Raw genomic sequence first — 17285 nt, 5'->3', positions numbered from 1 at the left:
AACACAGGAATCCACTCCGTCGGCTGGGCGAGCCGCGCGCAGTGGATCATGCCGGAAGGCGCGTGTCGATCCCCATCGCACAAGTCATTGAAATGAGATGGGAATTTGAACTGATCGGCGCTCTAGGAAGGCATCCGCTTTCCGACCGATGAACGCACAGAATCGATCCCATCGCGATGGCCCGCAGTTTGTATCCACGATCGTGTCGCGCTGCGGCTCGGAATGCGCCGCGCTCATCCGCGTTCCGTTCTGCGGAGGAAGCGTCGAGCGGTCCATCACGGTCGTTGCTGCGTCGTCATCGACGTCCCGAAGAGCATTCATCGTTCCTCCGTGGGCATCGCCGCCGTCTAAGATCGGCGACGAGTCGTGCTCGGACGTGTGCGTGTGCGACGCCTTCACCGACCCCAGTGGACCCGTGTGCGCGCAGCGCTGTGTTTGCCCAGAAGAGGGCTGCGGCACGCGGATCCACTGCGAACGGTGAAGCGTCGCAGAATAGACGGCTGGCTACCTCTTCGTTTGTGCTTCCGCATCGCGAATCGCATTCGCGATCATCCACACGGACGTCGAGCGCTGCTCGTAGCGACGCGGCGGGGAAGCCTCGGTATTGCGCGGCCCCGTGGGTTTCGGAGCCTCTTGCGGGCTTGCCAGCGTTGACCTCACGAGGTCAGCGCAGCGCGCCGCATCCTCGGAACCCACGCTCTGGATATTCTGCGCACCAGCCGCGAAACCATCCGCCGCATGCGACCCCGCATCCGGAGTCGCGGCCAGAATCACCGCCACCGTCGCCCCGCAGCCAATCAACCGCGTGGGACCCCGGCAAAGCGTGCCGAAGAATCGCGCCCAGAGCGAGCCCACGTGTGCGCGCGCCTCGCGCACGGCAAGCCCAAGCAGCGCAAGCGGGATGGCCCAGGCCCGACGACGCCGGCCCGAGCGCGGGGCCACGTCGCGCACGGCAATGCGCGCTCGGTCGAGCACGCAATCCACCCGCGAGCGCATCGTGCTCCACGGGATGCCATGCTCCTCGGCGAGGTCCTTGATGTCCTTGTCCTCGTAGAAGTGCTGGTGGAGCAACGACCCATCATCCCGGTTCAGTCGCTCGAATACGGTGGAGGCGATCACCCTGTCCTCGGAGGGCCCGAGATAAGCTTCCTTCTCCTCCGCAACGAGCTCGATTTCCTCGGCGGGCGCGGGCGTTTCTCGCGAACGAAAGACATTTCGACGGTTCGTCTTGGCCGCATATTTCGCGAGCGTGCAGAGCCACGCGCCGAACGCGTCGTCATCTTTTGGATCCGGTCGCTCCATTTCGGGCTTGCCACACGCGAGCACGAATGCATCATGGACGACGTCCTCGACATGCGCCGCGTGCACTCCAATCGACCGAACGACCGCGGCCATGGCGACCCGGTGCCGGAGCAGAGCCTCCTTGGAGACCCGGAGCTCGTTCGCGCAGTCGTCGATGCCGCGTGTCATTCCGGATACCTCTCGGCCGAGGTTCGGCGCAGTGCGCCGCCCCTGCTCGCGTTCACTGGTCCCACGAAGGTAAAGGGCACGAGAAGCCTCCCATCACGAAAAAATCGACAGGCCCCCCGACGATTTCTGGTCGAGGGTCCACAAAAGTGAAGCAACACACGACCAGAGGTCATGGCGGGCGCCTCGGCGTCGGGGGTTGCGCGGTCATCCTGGCGTTGACCTGGCCGTCGTCCTCGTTCGCGGCGGCGGACGAGGTGCCGCGGCATCGCGTCGAGCTCACGGCGGATCGCTCGCTTCTCGGATGCTCCAACCAGTTCGACTTCAGCGCCATCCTCACGAACTGGTTGCCCGTGAGCACCCTGGATCCGACCGCCACGCGCGCGCTCGTCGTGCGGATTCGGCGGCTACCGGACGGCGGGAAGTTGGTCGACACGACGATCAAGGACGAGGCCGGGGCCGTGGCGCACTCCGAGCACCACGACTACCCGCCGACGGACGACTGCTTCAAGGTGCTCTACTGGACGGCTTTCGACGCGGCGAAACGGATCCGTGAGCTCGCCCCGCCACAAGAGGAGGAGAGTGTCGCACCGCCTCCGCCGCCGCCTCCGAGTCCACCCGAGCCTGCGCCTCCTAAGCCCACGCCGTGCCCCGCGTGCCCGCCCTGTCCGCCGCGCGCAGCTCCGCCACCCCTGCCGCGCCGTTTCCTGGGCCTCGGCGCGACGATCTCCCGTGGAGCCGCGCCCGAGTGGGGGCCAGGGCTCCGTCTTGCGGGTGGCGTGCAGCTCGCCCCGTTCGTGGTCGAGCTCGACGCTCGCTGGATGCCGATCTGGAATGCGCGCCGCGCGAGGTTGGCGGACGTCGAGATCCACACATTCTCCCTGACGGCGGCGGGGTGCTTCAAGCGCGCACCGCTCCTCGGTTGTCTGTTCGTTACGGGCGGAGCTGTCGGTGCGGCGGCGAGCAGGGATTACGTGGGCACCGTCGTGAGTGGCTTCGTTGGTGCGGGAGCGCGGAGCGCGGTGGAGTTCCAGCTTTCGCCGCGCCTCACGGCACGCGTGGACGTCGAGGTCGCGCTGCCATTGATTGGCGCCGATCTCGATTTCTTTGGGTCTTCACCATGGGAGAAGCTGGTCCCGGTGGCGACTGGCGCCGGCTCGGTGTTGTACACGTTTTGAGCTACATGGACGCGCCGGCCCACGCGCGGCGCAGCTTCGTGCGCATCGTGCCCGAGCTGAGCGCCCGCGGCATCTGGGGCCGTGGCTCGGGCAGCACGAGGCCAACGCTCTTCGAGCCGTTCACCCGCGCGCACCGCGAGCGCTCGACGCGCGGCTGGAGGCTTGGCATGGCGGTCGTCCGCGGCGTCGCGGAGGCGGATTCCTTTCGAGGGATGGGGTTGCTGCCAGTCAGCAGCTTGTCATGAGGGCCTCCGCCCTCTATCGGCGGACGGCTCGAGCCCCTAGATTGCAGGCCATGACCGACACAGCCCATCGCTCCGCCACCGGTTTTGATCTGACCCCGCCGACCGAGCCCGAGCGCCAGCGCCTGGAAGCCGACCTGACGGCCGAGGAGGCCCGCGTCCTGCTGCATCACGGCACCGAGGCCCCGTTCTGCGGCGGCCTGCTGGGCGAGAAGAGCCCCGGCGTCTATTGCTGCCGCGAGTGCGGCCTGCCGCTGTTCGAGCACAGGACCAAGTTCGAGAGCGGCACCGGCTGGCCCAGCTTCTACGCGCCGTTCGACGAAGGCCATGTGAAGGCGGTGAAGGACACGTCCTACGGCATGGTCCGCATCGAGACCCGCTGCGCCCGCTGCGACAGCCATCAGGGCCACGTCTTCCCGGACGGTCCCGCGCCGACGCGGCTGCGCTACTGCATCAACTCGGTGTCCTTGCAGTTCGTGAAGGCCGGCGAGCCCCTGCCCGATCCGCTCCATCGCGGCGACAGGATCACCGCCTGAGCGTCGAAGGTGCCTCACGCCACCAACCCCACGCCAACGTCCAAAATGCCCTTAGCCAAGAAAGAAGAATCGTGGGCTCACGAACTCCGAGCGCACCTGGTCGCTTTATCGCGCGAACCGGAGAGGCCGGTTATGGACATCAAGTGGCTCATCGCGCGATGCGACGATACGCTGGTTCGCTATGAAGGCGATTGGCAACAAGCATCATATCGGCAGCTAACGAAGGACGTTGCCAATTTCGCCGATGAGTTCCCCGGCATGCTCCCGCAGGAGCTCGTGTGCGCTCCAGAATGACGAGCGGTCACGCGCAAAGGTCGAGGGATATCCAGGATCAGCTCGCGGGCAGATAGCAGCACACCGTGACGGGGTCCGCCAGCACGATCTCCTCATCCGCAATGCCACCACTCGGCGTACATTTCCCCGGCACGTACTCCGGCGGCGTGCTCGACACGCCCGTGAGCGGTGCGCCGGCCATGAGATCCCAGCAGGGAGCATCCATCCCGGCAAATATGCTTCCCGAGTGCGCGAGGTCGGTGCACGCGGGGCCGCTGAAGACAGTGGCAATGGTGCTGCACGTCCCGCCTGTCGGCGCCTCGCAGGTGCAGGCCGAGCAGGTGCGGTTGTCCTCCACGTGCCGGTAAAGGAGCTGCCTCTCGCTCCAGCCCTCCGGACACGGATGGTTCCCCTCGCGATACATGCAAGAGGAGAAACCGGGCGGCGTCGGCACACAAACCTTGCCCTTTTCCGTGCAGTTAGGCGCAGGGCTCGCGTTCGCGCACGCTTTTCCAAGCGGCGTCTGCGGACCGCCTCCCCACGCATGCGGGATCTTGGGCTCTGGGTCCCCCACGAGGTGCGGCTCGCACGGCAGCTCCTCGAGCGTCGGCGGCGAGACCATGATCGACCGGACGCAGGGCACCCCGCCGCAGAGCTTCCCGCTCTGGATCGATTTGTCCTCGTTGCAAGTACCGTCCCAGTTTGTCGGCGGATCGAGGTTTGTCTTGACACCACCGCCGGGACATGCCTCTGAGTCGACAGTCCACGTCTCCGGCAGCTTGCACGTCCCCTTGGGCGGCTTACATTCGCACGTGCCACACGAGAGCGGGGGCGGCTCGGCCCAGGCTTCGAAGGCGAGGATCGGCGCTTCCTCCGGGCAGGGCGGCGACTCCAGATCCCAGCCGTGCCAGAAGCTGATCGGACCCTTCCAGTCGTCGGCCGCGGGTGGCGTGCACGTTCCGCCTGCGCAGAGGGAAGACATCGAGCCGTCGATGCTCGCGTCCGTTCCGGCATCGAGGGACGAGCACCAGGGGGCGAGGGTACGCGGGCTTTTGCCGTCGGGGCACCAGATGGGCGTCGGGCACGGGCAGCACTCGAAGGGGACGCCCGGAGGGCAGCCGGTGCGGCAGTGCTCCGGGGGCTGCGGTGGAGGATCCTGCGCCCAGCAGTCCTCGCGCAGGATGCACGGACAGCACTCCTCCGGGACGGCGAGCAACGAGTCTTCATCGAGCGGGCAGTCGGCACCCGCCAGGGCGCCGGGAGGGCTGCAAGCAGGCACGACGATCGCGGCGCCTGCGAAGCAAGCCGCAATCACGATGCCAGCGCGCACCAGACGAACCATGGTCCCCATCTTACACGACTCCTTCGTCAGCGAGCGTCCGCGGGAAGCGTCGTCGTCGTCGCGGGCAGGTGGGCCGCAGGTTTCGGCTTCAGGGGCCGCGCGGGCGTGGCGGGCGCGGAGGCAGAAGGGGCTGCACTCGCGTTCTCGCTCGCGGCCACGCTCGAAACGGAGATCGCTGGGATCGTGTTGAGGGCCTCGCAGCCCCAGGAGCCTGCGAGGATGTACTCACGCTTGCACTTTACGATGATCGCGCCGCCCGTCGTCGAGACCTGCAACGAGTGGGACCAGGGCGCCCGCTCCCACCTCATGGGCGTCGCCTCGCATCCGGCGGGTTGGCCCTGACAAGCGGTTTGGCTAGCCAAGTGATCGACCTCGACGGAGGAGGCGAAGACGTTGACGAAGCACATGACGGCAAAGCCGAGGAATGCCGCGGTGGTGAGCAGATTGACGAGGAACCGGAGGAGTCCCGAAGCGCCCGAACGTTCGTGTGTCGAGGCCGGAGGTTGTGCTTCCGCCATGGGCGCAGACGGTACACGGACAAACCCTGGAGGGGAAGGGACAAACGTCGTCGGCTCCCCGGCGACGAATCGACGCAGGTGATCTGTCCCTCGTCCATCCTGTCCGAGCGCGGCGAGAAAGCGCTGGCGGGGGTGGAAAGGGTTCACGGAATCAAGGGGCGACTGACAGTTGTGAATTATAGCACATCACAGGACGGCGCGATCAGGGGGCCTGGCCATTGCCGCAGAAGTCGGTTAAAAAATGACCGAGGTCACCGAAAGTTCATCCGCCGCACTGGTTTGCGCACGGGAATCGTGTTATGTATAGGGGGACGAGGAGATCCCGGCATATTCGCCGTGGGCGTCCGACGCGCCTGAGTTAACTTATACACAAGGAGCTTGCTGTGCCGAATTATTCCATTACGCTGCGAACCGATCCGGCCTTACAGTTTCCTGTGCCCACCTTCGAGCCTGCTGCTGAAGATTCCCCGAGCGTGATCGCGATCGATATTGCGCCGAAGGGATCACCTGCGCCCTTTGGTAATCATGGCTATGCCTGGGTCGATATCTGCGACAAGAGCATCATCGACATGGATACCGGCGCTATGCCGAAGCAAGGGTTCAATGCCCTGAGATTGGGTATCAATGATCATGCGGTATGGGTCGGGTCGATGCAATTTAACGAAGTTGACCCAAAGCCGGCTCCAAAGCCAGTAGAAATTATTGTTGGTAATGTGCCCCAAATAAAGGTCAGCGAGGCACAGGCGGAATTCAAGGAAACGGTGACCGTCGGCACCCCCAGTTTGCAGCCGGGACTGGCGAGCAAATCCCACGGCATAGCACTGGCAAAGAGCGGCACAGGCTATTTCAGTACCGACAACTATCCGACCCTGATCATCAATCGTGATAAGGCAGGCCAAGCCATACAGCTTCGCCAGAATGGCGTCATTGTCGGTACGATCGTCGTTGCGGCAGACGGTGTCACACTCACCGGCTTCAAGCAGATCGACAGCCTGCTGCAGCGCGTTGCCGCGCTCGAAGCAGCGATCTGACAGTCACATTCGCGCATCAGGACCCCTATGATCTGGACGTCGATTTGAGCAGAAGCGTCACGAGGATGCCGAGCAGGTTGATCGGCAACCCCGGCGCCTGCGCCGTCCGCGGCGGCTCCGCCGCCCCGACCCACGCCCGGAGGTGCCTCGCGCAGAGCTCGGGTACGACGCGCACGAGCTGCGCCGCGTGGGCAGGCGCGTCGATGTCCGCGCTCGCGTAGGAGTACACCCACAGCGCGCCCTCGCGCGTCACGACGGGCCGCTCGAGGGAGCCCGCCCGATCGAGCTTCCACCCCGTCGCCATCCGCAACACCCGCGCCGTCGAGCAAAACGCCTGCCCCTTCGGCAGACGCTCGGTATACCCCTGCATCGTGTGCGTGGCGACGACGAGAGCCCTTCCCGCCCGGGCCTCGCCCGCGAGCTCGCGCAGCCAGGCGATCTGCCACTCGTCCGACGGCCATGATGCGTGCGTCCCGTCCGCCAGCAGATATGCGCTCGCCCGCACTCCCGCGAGATAGAGCGCCCGCACCCGCTGACACCCCGCCGAATACCCGATGAGCGCCAGCCGCGACACCTCGCGCACCCCGGCCCGCTGGTGCGCGAACTCCAGGAGCTCGCCCATCATCGGCCCCTTCGCGACCCCATCCGCCACGATGCACGACCGCGGCCCGAACGCCGCGCGCAGCTTCGGATCGAGGTCACCCCCAACCAGAAACGCCAACACCAGCGGCCTCGGATGCCCTTCGCCGACCTGCACGAGCCGAAGCGCCACAGCTACCTCCGCACGGTGATTCCGAGAACTGCCAGCGCCAGCACGCCGAACAGCACTTGACCGAGGCCCGTGCTCTCCTTGCCGGAAAGCTCGTGGAACTCAATGTCGTCCCCGTAAAAGAACCGGAGGATCGCCGCGTAGTCGTATCCCTGCGCGGCCAGCCAGTGCGCGCAATGCTGTCCCATGCAGCCGCGGTTTCCAGGGTGCGAGCGCAGCGAAAGATGGGTCGGAATGACATCCCGCCCCCTCCGTCCGCCGTTGTAGGTCACCCAGCGCTCGGTATTGGTCGGATCAGGACCCGGCAACCCATCCGGCTTCCAGTATGCCCCTGCAACATGATTCGCGAGGATCATGCGCCTCTGGTATTGCAACACGATGCCCCGTGTCCGGGTCGCTGCCTCGACACAGCCCTCGTCGGAATACCGCGAGAACACCTGAAACTGCTCACCGCTTGGGATTGCCGCCGTGCGTCCCAGCGTCGGCCGATCCCGCATCGCCCGGAGGACGAACGTCCGCGCCGCGATGGCGAGGGCCGCCTTCGCCTCCGGATGCGCGTGGAGATGCTCACCCGCGACCACGCGCGGCACATAATCGCGTTCGAGCGAGAGCCTCCCCGCGGTCGTGAGGATCCGCTCCGGCGCCTCGGTAGGCTCGGCACCGATCGGAATGCTCATTCTTTCAACCCGTGCTGGACCACGAAGAGCCCGCACTCCGTGACTGGAGAGGTCCCAGGATGCAACCAAACCCGGGCCGTCGCACGCCCTGCGTCGCTCTCGAACCGGAACGACCAGCGATCGACGGAACTCGGGTACTTCGCAATCGCAACGACCTGCCGCTTGTGGATCAGCGGCCCCACGACCACGGTGGGCAAATCAGCCAGCAGCGCACCTTTTCCGAGAGCCTTGTCCCGGAGCGCGAGCGTGGCGGAGACCCGCCACTGCGGGGGAGGCTCGTCCCCCATCAGCGGCGGCTGCTCCATGATGACGACGCAATGTGTCGACGGACCGAACTGCGGCTCCGTTTCCACAATGTTCTGCCTCGCTTCGCTATCGATCTCCGCCACGCTCATGGCATCCCCCCTATCAGACCGTCACGCTCGAGCTCTTCTGATGCTCGAACGCGATCCCGTTGAGCGAAAGCTGCACGTACAGGCCCACCTCAATCGGGCGGATCGGCGTGCCGCTCCCGAGGTCAATGGGCTTGATCGGGAACACGATGTCGTCCGGGATGTGGATGATCGCCGAGAAGGCCCCGTGTTCGCTTCGCTCGGGGTTGTCGGTGAAGATATACCCGTCCGGCACCGGCAAGACGGCCGCGCCTCCGGAGGTCCGGGAGAGCGTCCGCACCTTCGTGTCCGGCACGTTGCGCAAATGGTCGATCAGCACCTTGCGCGACGTGGCATTCCCGCCCGTCCGAGCCTTGTCCCAGTTGAAGTAAACGACGGCGGAACGGCGCAGCGTCCGGTACAGGAGGTTCTCCCCGCTGTAATCGTGGAAGATTTCCTTCGGCAAGAACGCGCCTGCATCATCCCACAACCACGCCTGCCCCGTGAGCACGCTCTTCGCTTCGCCGAGGCCCCCGATCTTGTCGATTTCGGCCGCATCGTACCGAACCCGGAGCCCGGCCTCCTGCATCGTGATCGACTGGATCAGGAACTCCTGGTCGCTGTACGTGTTCTTCGAGGGACGCTGGAGGTTCGTCCAGTTCGTCGTCACCGTCGCGTTGTTGCCGAGGAACGTCATCGACTCGCCGACGGCCACGTTGAAGAGCGTGTATTCGCCCTTCCCGATATGCAGCCATGCGAGCTTCTCGGTCCCGTGGCATTTGCACGGGATCTCGACGACAGAGTAGTAGTGGCCATCCTGGCGCATGACGAACTTGGCGTCGCGCGCCGTCCACTTGTTGAACAGCAGCCGGGCTCCGTCATTCGGCGGCACATAGTTCGGGGGGAGCTTCGGGCGCGGCTTCGGCTTCGGCGGCTGTACCTTCTGCGCCTTCTTCAACCCGATGCGCTGCCCGCGGGCGCGGGAGCGCCGCTGGATCTGGCGCAATTCTTCGAGGGAGACCTGCTTCTTCCCCTGCTTGCGCAGCGCTCGGATGTCGCCCGTGTCTTCCTCCTCGGCCTCGAGCTCGACGGCGGCGGTGTCGTCGTCCTCGTCGTCGGGGCCGGCGGTATCGCGCTCGTCGAACTCGTCGAAGGGCGAGGCGGTCTCCCCCTGCTCGTCGGCCTCCCTCAGAATATCGGAAGCGGTTCTGGTGTCGTTCATTGTCGTTCCTCTCTGCGTTTACACTGAGGCTTGCGCGCGGTTGACGGGCATGCGCCGTGAGATGTTGGGCAATCGAACGAAGCGGCCGTCAGGCGTCTGAAGCCAGAAGCCCGATTGCAGTCCATGCGGCAGCATGCCGACGGGGGCGGCGGTGTCGCCGCTCCTGAAAACAGCCTGCTGCTGGTCCGCAGGGGGCTTCTGCTGCTGCGCCGCCTGCGCGGCCTTCTGCTGCGCCGTATACGCAAGCGCGAACATGGCCCCGCCCACCGCGATCACGGTGCCCGCGTGCGCATGGCGGTGCTTGCGGAGCATGTATCCGATCGCGACCAGCGCGACCGGCAGGAGCCACCAATGATCCTTGACCTCCTTGCTGTTCCGGATGTCGTCCAAATTCGCGAGGAGAGCCACCACCGCACCGGCCCCCGCGGTGTAGAAGATTCCCGTCTCCACATCGCGAGCCCAATGCCTTTTGCCCCGGCGCCGAACCCGGACGCGCCCGCGTGGGACCGCCACGAGGGAGCGGTCCACAGGAACTCTCTTTTCTGCCATGGTTTACGATCTCCTTTCGTCATGTTGTTTGATGAGGAAGAAGGCTGCGAACACGAGAAGAGCCATGGGGAGAAAGCTCGTCGTGGCCTTGACGAGCTCCGTTGCGCCCTGGAACGGCGACGGGAGCGGCCGGTGGCGCTGCGTGGCGAGCCGCCGCTGCACGTCTTCGAGTGCGAGGAGCATCGATCGCTCCGTTTCGTCGAAGGGCAATTCGTGGCCGGCGATGCGCTCACGTTCGACGTGCAGCGAGAGGATCTCCATGGTGCGGGCCTGCGCGGCGAGGAGGCGCTTGGTGATCTCGTCGTCGAAGTTGATGGCGTGGATGGACTGCACGGCGATGCCGCCCAGGTACGCCGCTGCAATGGCGACGATGGTGACCAGCAAAATCGTCACAGCGTGGATGAAGCCGGTCTCGATCGTTCCTTGCGTCGGATCTCCCTCGTTCGTGACGATGTCGGAGCCGGGGCGAATATTGTCCGGCGCGAGGAGGACGAGCGTGCGCGCAATCGCCGAGCCCGCGGCATTCCGTTCTGGCGTACTGTAGAGATGCGGTCCGAGCTGCCCGAGTGGCACCTGCCGCCAGGACAGCGGCGCGATGCGGAGCGACAATACGACAAACGCCCGGAACTGGCGCGCACGCTTCTTCTTGTCGAGCGTCATCCATGCCCCGCGCTTCGCCGTTTCGAGCGCCGCAGCGCCCACGGTAGTCAAGTCGCGGTCCTGGTGCATCCACCGGAAGAGACCGGAGGAATGGGGAGTAGGGGCCGGCGTCGATTCAGGAGACGGCGTGGGCTTCGGCTGGTGCCGTTGCCACCACTTCCACCACCAGAAAGGCAAGTAATCAGGCATGACGACCCGACCCCCTATTCGGTCACGAGAATGCGAGCCCGGCGCCGATGACGGCGATCACGGGCAGCAGACCTCCGCTGCTGCCGCTCGACGAGGTGGAGGGCGTCGAACTGCCGTAGCCGCCGCTCCCGTTACCGTAGCCTCCCTCCTGCTCTGCGATCATCCCCCCCTCCGCGGCGAGCGCCCGGTAGAATTCGGCACGCTCGCGGAGATGTTTGGCGGTAAGTGGATGCCCATTCGATTCGTACGTGTCCGCCAGCTGATCGAGCACATCGGGGTTGAACTCGTTGTCGATGACCATCGCGAGCTCCGCCTTTTCGGCTGCCGTGAGATTGCTGTCGAATTGGGGGGCCGCGCCCCCTCCAGTCGGCTGACCCGGTGAGGTCTGCGATACCCCGGTAGGCTGCCCCGGAGAGGTCGTCGATTGTGCGGGCGCGCTCGGGAGCTGGCCGAGCGGTGGCAACGTGTACTGTCCGACCCCTGGGATATCGATGGTGATGGCACCCGGCGACGTTTGGCCCCATTGTTGCGATGCGGGCTGCTGATTCTGCGTCGACGTCTGGCTCGTCGTTGAGGTGGAAGGCGAGGACGAACCGAGATTCGGCAACGGGAACGTGCCGACCCCCGGAATCGTGATGACGGGCGTCCCCTGGTTCTGCTGCGGCGCAGGCTGCTGTTGGGACGTCTGCTGCGGCGCGGTCTGCCCTCCGGTGGATTGCCCTTGCTGCTGCGGTGTCGTCTGCTGTTGCGGAGCGGTCTCGAACCACGGGACCGGCGTATTCGATGCGTTGTTCTCCTCGATCAGCGCGTTGTAGGTCGCCTGATCGAGCTCCCCAGTCGTCGGGAGCGGCCTCGTCGGCTGCTTCTTGTTCCACCACGTCTGGAACGACGCGAGCGCCTGCGTGGTCCTCGGCGTGAATCCACTCACGAGATCCACTGGATCCCGTCCGAAATCCGAAGGGTTGCGGTCACTTGGATTTCGCATTGCCCAGTTCGCGAGGAGCGCCTGCGTATGCGGAACGACCGACGGATCGAGCGTCGTCGTTTTCCCGGGCCCTGGGACGCCAGGCGTGGACGGCTGCGTCGGGGCCGCATTGATCGGCACTGCGAGCGGATGCTCCGGCCACACGTCCGGGATCCCGATCTCCTCGCCCGCGAAGAGCGAAGCCCAGTTGCCGCTCCCCGACTGCGTCGGCTTGTGCGGGTTCGCCGCCTTGAGCTCCGACCACCATTTCACGCGGGCCGGGCATGCCCCGAGCTTGGTCGCGATCTTCTGCGGCCAGTCGTCCTTGATCACCACGTACTTGCGCGCTGTGACGAGGTTTGCGCCTGTATCGCCCGCGTAATGCAGCCACCCCGGCGGGATGTTCCACACCGGATCCGCCTCCGGTTTGCCCGGGTTCGCCGCGAGAAGCTCCTGCGTGCGCTCGGTCTGCCCCGTGAGCTTCTTCGTGATGCCGTGCGCGTCTCGCCCTGCACCGCGTGATACGTGCCCGTCGTCGGGTCGACACCCGAGACGTCACGCGCCCCGCCGCCACCCGTGAGCGTGCGCAGCAGCCGCGGATCGTGCATCCGCAAGAGCGGCACGGCGCGAACCATCGCCTCGAGCTGCGCTGCGCTCATCGGCGAGGCCGAAACGTGTTGCAACGGGCGCGGCCTCGCGTCGGGCGACGCGGTGTCGTCGTACGGCGCCTCGGCCTCGCTCAGGCGCGGGGGATTCGCCATTGCTCCGAAGTTGAGCCGGGGACGCGGTCGGGGCGGCGGCTCCGGCAGTGCCTCAGGCTCCGACTCGGCCGCGATGATCTGGGACAGGAGCTGCCCCGCATCGCGCTTGCGCTTGTACTCCGCGGGGCGATACACCCGGAGCCGCGCCTCCTGCGCATACATCGGATCACCGGTGCGCTTGGTCATCTGCTCCCCCTCGGCGAGGAGCTTCCGCTCGCGCTTCGTGAGCTGGCGCTGCGGCTTGCCGGGCTTCGGCTTCTTCTTGACCTGCGTGCGGACGAGGCTCTCCACCGCGCCGCCGGCCATCTTTCCAAGATTCGCGCCAATCGAAGCGCCAGCCCCGCCCGCGAGGGTACCGAGGCCCGCGCCGGCAATCATGCCGAGGCTTTCGCCGATGCCGCCGCCCCCGCTGGGCTTGGCGCCGCCGCCTCCCCCCAGGACAGACGAGAGCAATTGCGCCCCACCACCGATCAGCGTATCGAAGAAATCGCCCGTGTCGTCAAACGGCGTGGCCCCCTCCTCTTCGGGCACGCCGCTGGTCTCCTCGTCGGTCTCGTAAGACAAAGTGATAGCGTTAGGCATACCGAAATGCCTACTCTCCCTGCTTCGGTTGTGTTTCCGTGCGACGGCTCTACGAGGCCATCGAACGCTCGATCGTGCGCGGGCAAAGGCTCCAGCGGCACTTGGTTACTTCAATGTTCTTCGGCCGGACGATGGCCGTAGCGTCCACGTCGTATTCGTTCCCCATGGGGCCCGCGAACTGGCCCGCCTTGTTGAAATGCGAGACGACGAGCACCGTGGGGCGCATTGTCGCGACGGTTTCGAGGAGCGTGGTTTGCTCAGCATAGCTGCGCGCCCAGCGTTGGAGCGAGTCCACGACGATCACGGCGGCGTCCGGCGGTACGGCCTGGAGAGCGTCGCGCCATCCGACCTTGCTGCCGCTTCCGCTGCGCCTGCTTACGAGGCGAATGTTGCGGGACGACGAACCCGTGCGTGGGAACAGCTCCTGCACGAGGTTTCGGTTCTGCTCCGCGTCGAGCCAGTATCCGAGGCCGTCGAGCTTGGCGGTGATCTGCGCGGCGAGTTCGGCGCACAGGGTCGACTTTCCGGCCCCGGGGGCCCCGCCGACGAGCACCTTCAACCCGAGCACGACGCCCCCGAGCGCACGCGAAAGGAGCGCGGAGAAATGCGTGGGTCGTAAGGGCGCGCTGCGCTCCTCGAGCGATTCCACGACGATACCCGGCGGGACCTCGTGCGGGATGAGCTCCCACACGGTCGCGCCGCACACGCAGTATCCACCGCAGAGCTGGGGCCGTCGCCGCAGACAGACGGCGCATCGAAGGGGTGGTTTGTGCGACATGGCATCACCAGTAGTTCGTTTTCGCCAGCCAAGCGGGCGGGATACGCCCGATCTTCGAGTTCAGGATCGTCGGGTCAGCGGGTTGCCATCGGCCATTGACGAAGACCTCCGCGAGGATGTGCGGAAAGTCCTGCTCCGGGCGGACGGGCTTCTCGCGGGCCGGGATGCCGCACGCACGACAGAGCGTCACGAAGACGCGCGCTTTCGCGTCGCAGTCGCCGAAGCCGCGGAAGAGCGTCACGGCCGAATCTTCGAGGACTTCGCGCTTCGGGTCGCGCACGTAATCGATCGCGTACTGGCAGAACTTCAGGATCGCGGCGGCCCGCTCCTGGATCGGCAATCGCCGGAACACCGCGGCCCAGCGCTGGACCTCCGGGAGCAGAAGATCACGCTTGCTGCCCTCGGCCATGTACCGCGCTTTCGCGAGGTTCGACGGGAAATGGATGATGCGCGGCCGGATCATTTGGCACCGTCCTTTTCCGCCATGGCGATCACCTCGCCAAAGGCTTCGGGCGAGAATCCGCTCGTGGCGAGCGCCTGGAGCTTCGCGAAGAGGTCGGGATTGTTGCCGAGGAGCTGCATGCCCTGCGCCACGGCGCCGCCGAGCGGATCGGCCGGAGGCGAAAGCTCCGAAGACGCGGGAACGAAGCCCGCGGCCGTCAGGTGCGGCGCGAGATTGGTCGATTTGTGCGTCCTGGACTCGGGCCGCGTGCTCGCAGGCGGTGGAGGCGGCGGAGGCGGCGGCGGGAGCGGCGCGGCCATGAAAGGAGGCTCTGGCGGCGGAGGTGGCGCCGGCGGGGGTCTCGGCGGAGGCGCGAAAACCTTCGCGCCGTCGATGCATTGCGCGGGGACCGCGGACTCCACACGCACGGGCGCCACGGGCTCGAGGTGCGTGAGCTCGCCGGGCGGGGGCTGCACGGATGCGGACGGCGCGGGCGCAGGCTGCGCGGGCGCAGGCTGCGCGGGCGCAGGCTGCGCGGGCGCGGGCATCTCCGTCTGCCGCATGAGCATGCCCATGGGGGTCTGGATCATCTCCCATCCCTCCCAGGACACAGGCGCCCCCATCGGCCAGGGATTGGCGGCCTGCGGAGGCGGAGGCGGAGGCGGAGGCGGCGGAGGCGGCGTGGATTGCGAATTCATGGCGGTCGCGGATTTCACGAGCGTGAGCAGCTTGGCGATCTCGCCGAACTCGTCCCCGCCGCTCCCACCACCGCCCCCGATCGACTTCGCGAGCTCGAGCCCGCGCTCCATCCCGCGCTCGTACCCGGCGCCGTTGCTCGGCTTGCTGGGATCATTCCCGCGGATCAGCGGTACGATCTCGCGCACGACTTCGAGCGTCGAGTTCGATTGCGGCGCCTGCCGGTCGAGGAGGGGGACGATCTCGCGCACGACTTCGAGCGCGGAGTTGGACTGCGGCTGCTTCGTCGTTTCGAGGATCGAGCGCATCAGCGCAGCCTGCGTGTTCGCGCTGGTTTCGAGGATGACCCGGAGCAGCGTGAGGAACTCGGCCCCCATCATCGAGGGGGCTGCCGGTGCGGGCGCGGGAGACGGCGCGGGTACCGCGTAGTATTGCGGCGGCACCACTGCCGAAGCGGCGGGGGCGGTAGGCGGCGGTGCCGGCGGAGTCGCGGCCGCGAAGAACGGCTTTCGTGCGGGACCCGCGACGTAGAATTTGTCCGACCATGCCTGGATGCGATGGGACTTCCCGCAAACCGCGTGGAACTGATACGTGCACTCACCGCCGTAATGCTCGACGACCTGCTCCAAGCTCCGGAGGTCCGTGCCTTTCCACGCTTTCGGGCACACCTCTTTCGTGCCGTCCGGAAGGGTGCGGTGGATGTAGATGAGGTCGAATCTGCGCGGATCGGGGCCAGTCTCCGTTTCCGGGCGCGGGAACAGCGGATGACCGCCGAGCTCGGGCTCGGCCGCGGGCGCGCTGGGTTCGGCCTGGGTCATGGTTCGGACCTCCGTTTCCGGCACATTGCCGCGAGCAGACACTCGCCGCCGTAAAGCTGGATGAGCTGCTGCCAGCTCCGCAGCTCCACGGGCGCGGCTCGGACCGTGCCCTGCCGCGGAAAGAGCGGATGACCCCCGACATCCGGCTCGAAGGCAGACGACTGCCGTTCGAGCCCGTAGGCTCTCGGTGTTTCATAGCGCTGGGGAAGAGAATGAAGAACTCGAACGACGATTGCAAGCCCCCATGTTGGGCTGCTCATGCCGTGTGAGTGAATGATTTGTTCTCAAACTATAGGGTCACAGATTTGCAGTGTAGAGCGGCAAAAGTAGGGTTCTCGACAGGTCTCTGACACTACCAGGGGAACGGTCGTCTGGCCGCTCGAGGAGCCCTCGAAGATTTTTTCGGAGCGGCGAAGACGCAGCTAACGGCGCTCCGGGGTTTGTATTGGCCAGCCGGGGCAACAAGACCGACGATGCGCCGATGGGTTGGCTGGTGCACGCGACCTCGGAAAACGTGCTGCGGAGGGTTCGGCGAGGAACGCGTTAGGCGGGGGATGCGGATTTCGACGCTCGCGTCATGCGCGCCCCGCAGCCCGTTTGCAGGCTCGCCAAAGCGCATCGTGTGTGGTTGGTGCGCCAAGGGTCGGTCCGGGCGAGCCTTCGGCGGCTCGCGAACTGCGCGATCGCCAGGATATGATGGTATCGACGTTCGCGAATGTAGAACGGGCGGGGTTCGGATTGTGAGACGGAATGTTCGATGCGACGAACGTGACGCTCCGGCAGCGGCGAACCAGGGCGTCCTGCTACTTTGGTGGTATTGCGTTGGCCGAGCGCCGTTTCCGCCGAGGGGCACGGGGAGCGGCTTGACGTGGACCATGCCTGGGTCCTCCCACCCGGGGGATCCCAGTGCCGGCCAGTGGCAGTCCACGTCAAGGGCCAGTGGATCCGGCGTGGCTCTCTTGGCGAACGTGGGCGAGCTCCTACTTGAGGGCGAACTGTCCGCGAAGGGCGCCCTCGACCGCACCATGAGCCGTGCGGAGACTCACACTGCATCCCGAGAGCGGGGGCCTGCCGTGGTCGGAGTTCCACACAAGCTGTCAAGCGACAGTAACTTCTGACCCCCTAACGACAGTAAAACTGACCCCCTCCCTGCGCATCGACTCCAGGTCTCACTTCGCGGGAGAGACGCTCCCGCTGAGCAGTCCCGCCTTCTTCTTCTG

The 17285-nt window shown here is 66.2% G+C and carries 20 protein-coding genes; 5 read left to right on the top strand and 15 right to left on the bottom strand.

Annotated elements, in window-relative coordinates; translation table 11 throughout:
- Positions 1-504: 504 nt before the first annotated feature.
- Positions 505-1071 (bottom strand): hypothetical protein, encoded by a 567-nt coding sequence (locus QHF85_RS48015; RefSeq protein ID WP_281334267.1) that lies wholly within the window; start codon positions 1069-1071, stop codon positions 505-507.
- Here QHF85_RS48015 and QHF85_RS48010 point away from each other — a divergent pair.
- Both QHF85_RS48010 and QHF85_RS48005 read left to right on the top strand, forming a co-directional pair.
- Entirely contained in the window at positions 1015-1620 is a 606-nt protein-coding gene (locus QHF85_RS48010; protein WP_281334266.1) for a hypothetical protein, read from the top strand. The genes QHF85_RS48015 and QHF85_RS48010 overlap by 57 nt on opposite strands.
- The gene (locus QHF85_RS48005) at positions 1617-2645 is read left to right on the top strand and encodes a hypothetical protein (protein WP_281334265.1); all 1029 of its coding nucleotides are present in this window, start codon (positions 1617-1619) and stop codon (positions 2643-2645) included. The genes QHF85_RS48010 and QHF85_RS48005 overlap by 4 nt, the downstream gene beginning before the upstream one ends.
- Before the next feature lies 1 nt (position 2646).
- Here the strand turns inward: QHF85_RS48005 and QHF85_RS48000 are convergent, their stop codons facing one another.
- Positions 2647-2814, bottom strand: a complete 168-nt coding sequence (locus QHF85_RS48000) for a hypothetical protein (protein WP_281334264.1) — start codon at positions 2812-2814, stop codon at positions 2647-2649.
- 126 nt (positions 2815-2940) lie between these two features.
- Between QHF85_RS48000 and msrB the strand changes: the two genes are divergently transcribed.
- Together msrB and QHF85_RS47990 are read left to right on the top strand one after the other, a co-directional pair.
- On the top strand, positions 2941-3423 hold the full coding sequence (msrB, locus tag QHF85_RS47995; RefSeq protein WP_281334263.1) for a peptide-methionine (R)-S-oxide reductase MsrB: 483 nt from the start codon (positions 2941-2943) through the stop codon (positions 3421-3423).
- A 132-nt stretch (positions 3424-3555) separates the two neighbouring features.
- Positions 3556-3717, top strand: coding sequence for a hypothetical protein (locus QHF85_RS47990; RefSeq protein ID WP_281334262.1), 162 nt, complete (start codon positions 3556-3558; stop codon positions 3715-3717).
- Positions 3718-3754: 37 nt separating this feature from the next.
- Here QHF85_RS47990 and QHF85_RS47985 read toward each other — a convergent pair whose 3' ends face one another.
- Complete coding sequence (locus QHF85_RS47985) at positions 3755-5038, bottom strand: hypothetical protein (protein WP_281334261.1); 1284 nt, start codon at positions 5036-5038, stop codon at positions 3755-3757.
- A 26-nt stretch (positions 5039-5064) separates the two neighbouring features.
- On the bottom strand, positions 5065-5556 hold the full coding sequence (locus QHF85_RS47980; RefSeq protein WP_281334260.1) for a hypothetical protein: 492 nt from the start codon (positions 5554-5556) through the stop codon (positions 5065-5067).
- 383 nt (positions 5557-5939) lie between these two features.
- On the opposite strand from QHF85_RS47980, the gene QHF85_RS47975 reads away from it, so the two are divergent.
- Complete coding sequence (locus QHF85_RS47975) at positions 5940-6587, top strand: hypothetical protein (protein ID WP_281334259.1); 648 nt, start codon at positions 5940-5942, stop codon at positions 6585-6587.
- Positions 6588-6612: 25 nt separating this feature from the next.
- Here QHF85_RS47975 and QHF85_RS47970 read toward each other — a convergent pair whose 3' ends face one another.
- The 11 genes from QHF85_RS47970 to QHF85_RS47920 form a co-directional block, all read right to left on the bottom strand.
- Positions 6613-7311, bottom strand: coding sequence for a hypothetical protein (locus QHF85_RS47970; protein ID WP_281334258.1), 699 nt, complete (start codon positions 7309-7311; stop codon positions 6613-6615).
- A 50-nt stretch (positions 7312-7361) separates the two neighbouring features.
- Positions 7362-8033, bottom strand: coding sequence for a SpoIID/LytB domain-containing protein (locus tag QHF85_RS47965; protein ID WP_281334257.1), 672 nt, complete (start codon positions 8031-8033; stop codon positions 7362-7364).
- A complete protein-coding gene (locus tag QHF85_RS47960) occupies positions 8030-8428 on the bottom strand; it encodes a hypothetical protein (protein ID WP_281334256.1) in 399 nt (132 codons plus the stop codon). The genes QHF85_RS47965 and QHF85_RS47960 overlap by 4 nt, the downstream gene beginning before the upstream one ends.
- 13 nt (positions 8429-8441) lie before the next feature.
- Entirely contained in the window at positions 8442-9626 is a 1185-nt protein-coding gene (locus tag QHF85_RS47955; RefSeq protein ID WP_281334255.1) for a hypothetical protein, read from the bottom strand.
- Between the two features lie 18 nt (positions 9627-9644).
- Positions 9645-10076 carry a hypothetical protein gene (locus tag QHF85_RS47950; RefSeq protein WP_281334254.1) on the bottom strand — a complete coding sequence of 144 codons (432 nt, stop codon included), beginning with the start codon at positions 10074-10076 and terminating at the stop codon, positions 9645-9647.
- A gap of 102 nt (positions 10077-10178) precedes the next feature.
- Positions 10179-10835 (bottom strand): hypothetical protein, encoded by a 657-nt coding sequence (locus tag QHF85_RS47945; protein ID WP_281334253.1) that lies wholly within the window; start codon positions 10833-10835, stop codon positions 10179-10181.
- Between the two features lie 211 nt (positions 10836-11046).
- A complete protein-coding gene (locus QHF85_RS47940) occupies positions 11047-12399 on the bottom strand; it encodes a hypothetical protein (RefSeq protein ID WP_281334252.1) in 1353 nt (450 codons plus the stop codon).
- Positions 12318-13313: a hypothetical protein gene (locus tag QHF85_RS47935; RefSeq protein WP_281334251.1), complete on the bottom strand. Its 996-nt coding sequence runs from the start codon at positions 13311-13313 to the stop codon at positions 12318-12320. Before QHF85_RS47935 ends, QHF85_RS47940 begins: the two co-directional genes overlap by 82 nt.
- A gap of 67 nt (positions 13314-13380) precedes the next feature.
- A complete protein-coding gene (locus QHF85_RS47930) occupies positions 13381-14109 on the bottom strand; it encodes a hypothetical protein (protein ID WP_281334250.1) in 729 nt (242 codons plus the stop codon).
- A gap of 4 nt (positions 14110-14113) precedes the next feature.
- Complete coding sequence (locus QHF85_RS47925; RefSeq protein WP_281334249.1) at positions 14114-14572, bottom strand: transglutaminase domain-containing protein; 459 nt, start codon at positions 14570-14572, stop codon at positions 14114-14116.
- A complete protein-coding gene (locus tag QHF85_RS47920) occupies positions 14569-16065 on the bottom strand; it encodes a hypothetical protein (protein WP_281334248.1) in 1497 nt (498 codons plus the stop codon). Before QHF85_RS47920 ends, QHF85_RS47925 begins: the two co-directional genes overlap by 4 nt.
- Positions 16066-17285: the final 1220 nt, after the last annotated feature.

It is taken from the genome of Polyangium sp. 6x1 (assembly GCF_029946515.1).
Classification (GTDB): Bacteria; Myxococcota_A; Polyangia; order Polyangiales; family Polyangiaceae; genus Polyangium.
Note: the sequence above shows the minus strand (reverse complement) of the source record. Positions and strands in the feature narration are given on the sequence as shown.

Bases quoted from the DNA above. Each gene is read 5' to 3' on its own strand.
- QHF85_RS47985 (WP_281334261.1), bottom strand. From the start codon at position 5,038: ATGGTTCGTCTGGTGCGCGCTGGCATCGTGATTGCGGCTTGCTTCGCA.
- QHF85_RS48000 (WP_281334264.1), bottom strand. From the start codon at position 2,814: ATGCCAAGCCTCCAGCCGCGCGTCGAGCGCTCGCGGTGCGCGCGGGTG.
- QHF85_RS47920 (WP_281334248.1), bottom strand. From the start codon at position 16,065: ATGACCCAGGCCGAACCCAGCGCGCCCGCGGCCGAGCCCGAGCTCGGC.
- QHF85_RS47960 (WP_281334256.1), bottom strand. From the start codon at position 8,428: ATGAGCGTGGCGGAGATCGATAGCGAAGCGAGGCAGAACATTGTGGAA.
- QHF85_RS47955 (WP_281334255.1), bottom strand. From the start codon at position 9,626: ATGAACGACACCAGAACCGCTTCCGATATTCTGAGGGAGGCCGACGAG.
- QHF85_RS47980 (WP_281334260.1), bottom strand. From the start codon at position 5,556: ATGGCGGAAGCACAACCTCCGGCCTCGACACACGAACGTTCGGGCGCT.
- msrB (WP_281334263.1), top strand. From the start codon at position 2,941: ATGACCGACACAGCCCATCGCTCCGCCACCGGTTTTGATCTGACCCCG.
- QHF85_RS47930 (WP_281334250.1), bottom strand. From the start codon at position 14,109: ATGTCGCACAAACCACCCCTTCGATGCGCCGTCTGTCTGCGGCGACGG.
- QHF85_RS47945 (WP_281334253.1), bottom strand. From the start codon at position 10,835: ATGACGCTCGACAAGAAGAAGCGTGCGCGCCAGTTCCGGGCGTTTGTC.
- QHF85_RS47990 (WP_281334262.1), top strand. From the start codon at position 3,556: ATGGACATCAAGTGGCTCATCGCGCGATGCGACGATACGCTGGTTCGC.
- QHF85_RS48010 (WP_281334266.1), top strand. From the start codon at position 1,015: ATGCTCCTCGGCGAGGTCCTTGATGTCCTTGTCCTCGTAGAAGTGCTG.
- QHF85_RS47965 (WP_281334257.1), bottom strand. From the start codon at position 8,033: ATGAGCATTCCGATCGGTGCCGAGCCTACCGAGGCGCCGGAGCGGATC.
- QHF85_RS47925 (WP_281334249.1), bottom strand. From the start codon at position 14,572: ATGATCCGGCCGCGCATCATCCATTTCCCGTCGAACCTCGCGAAAGCG.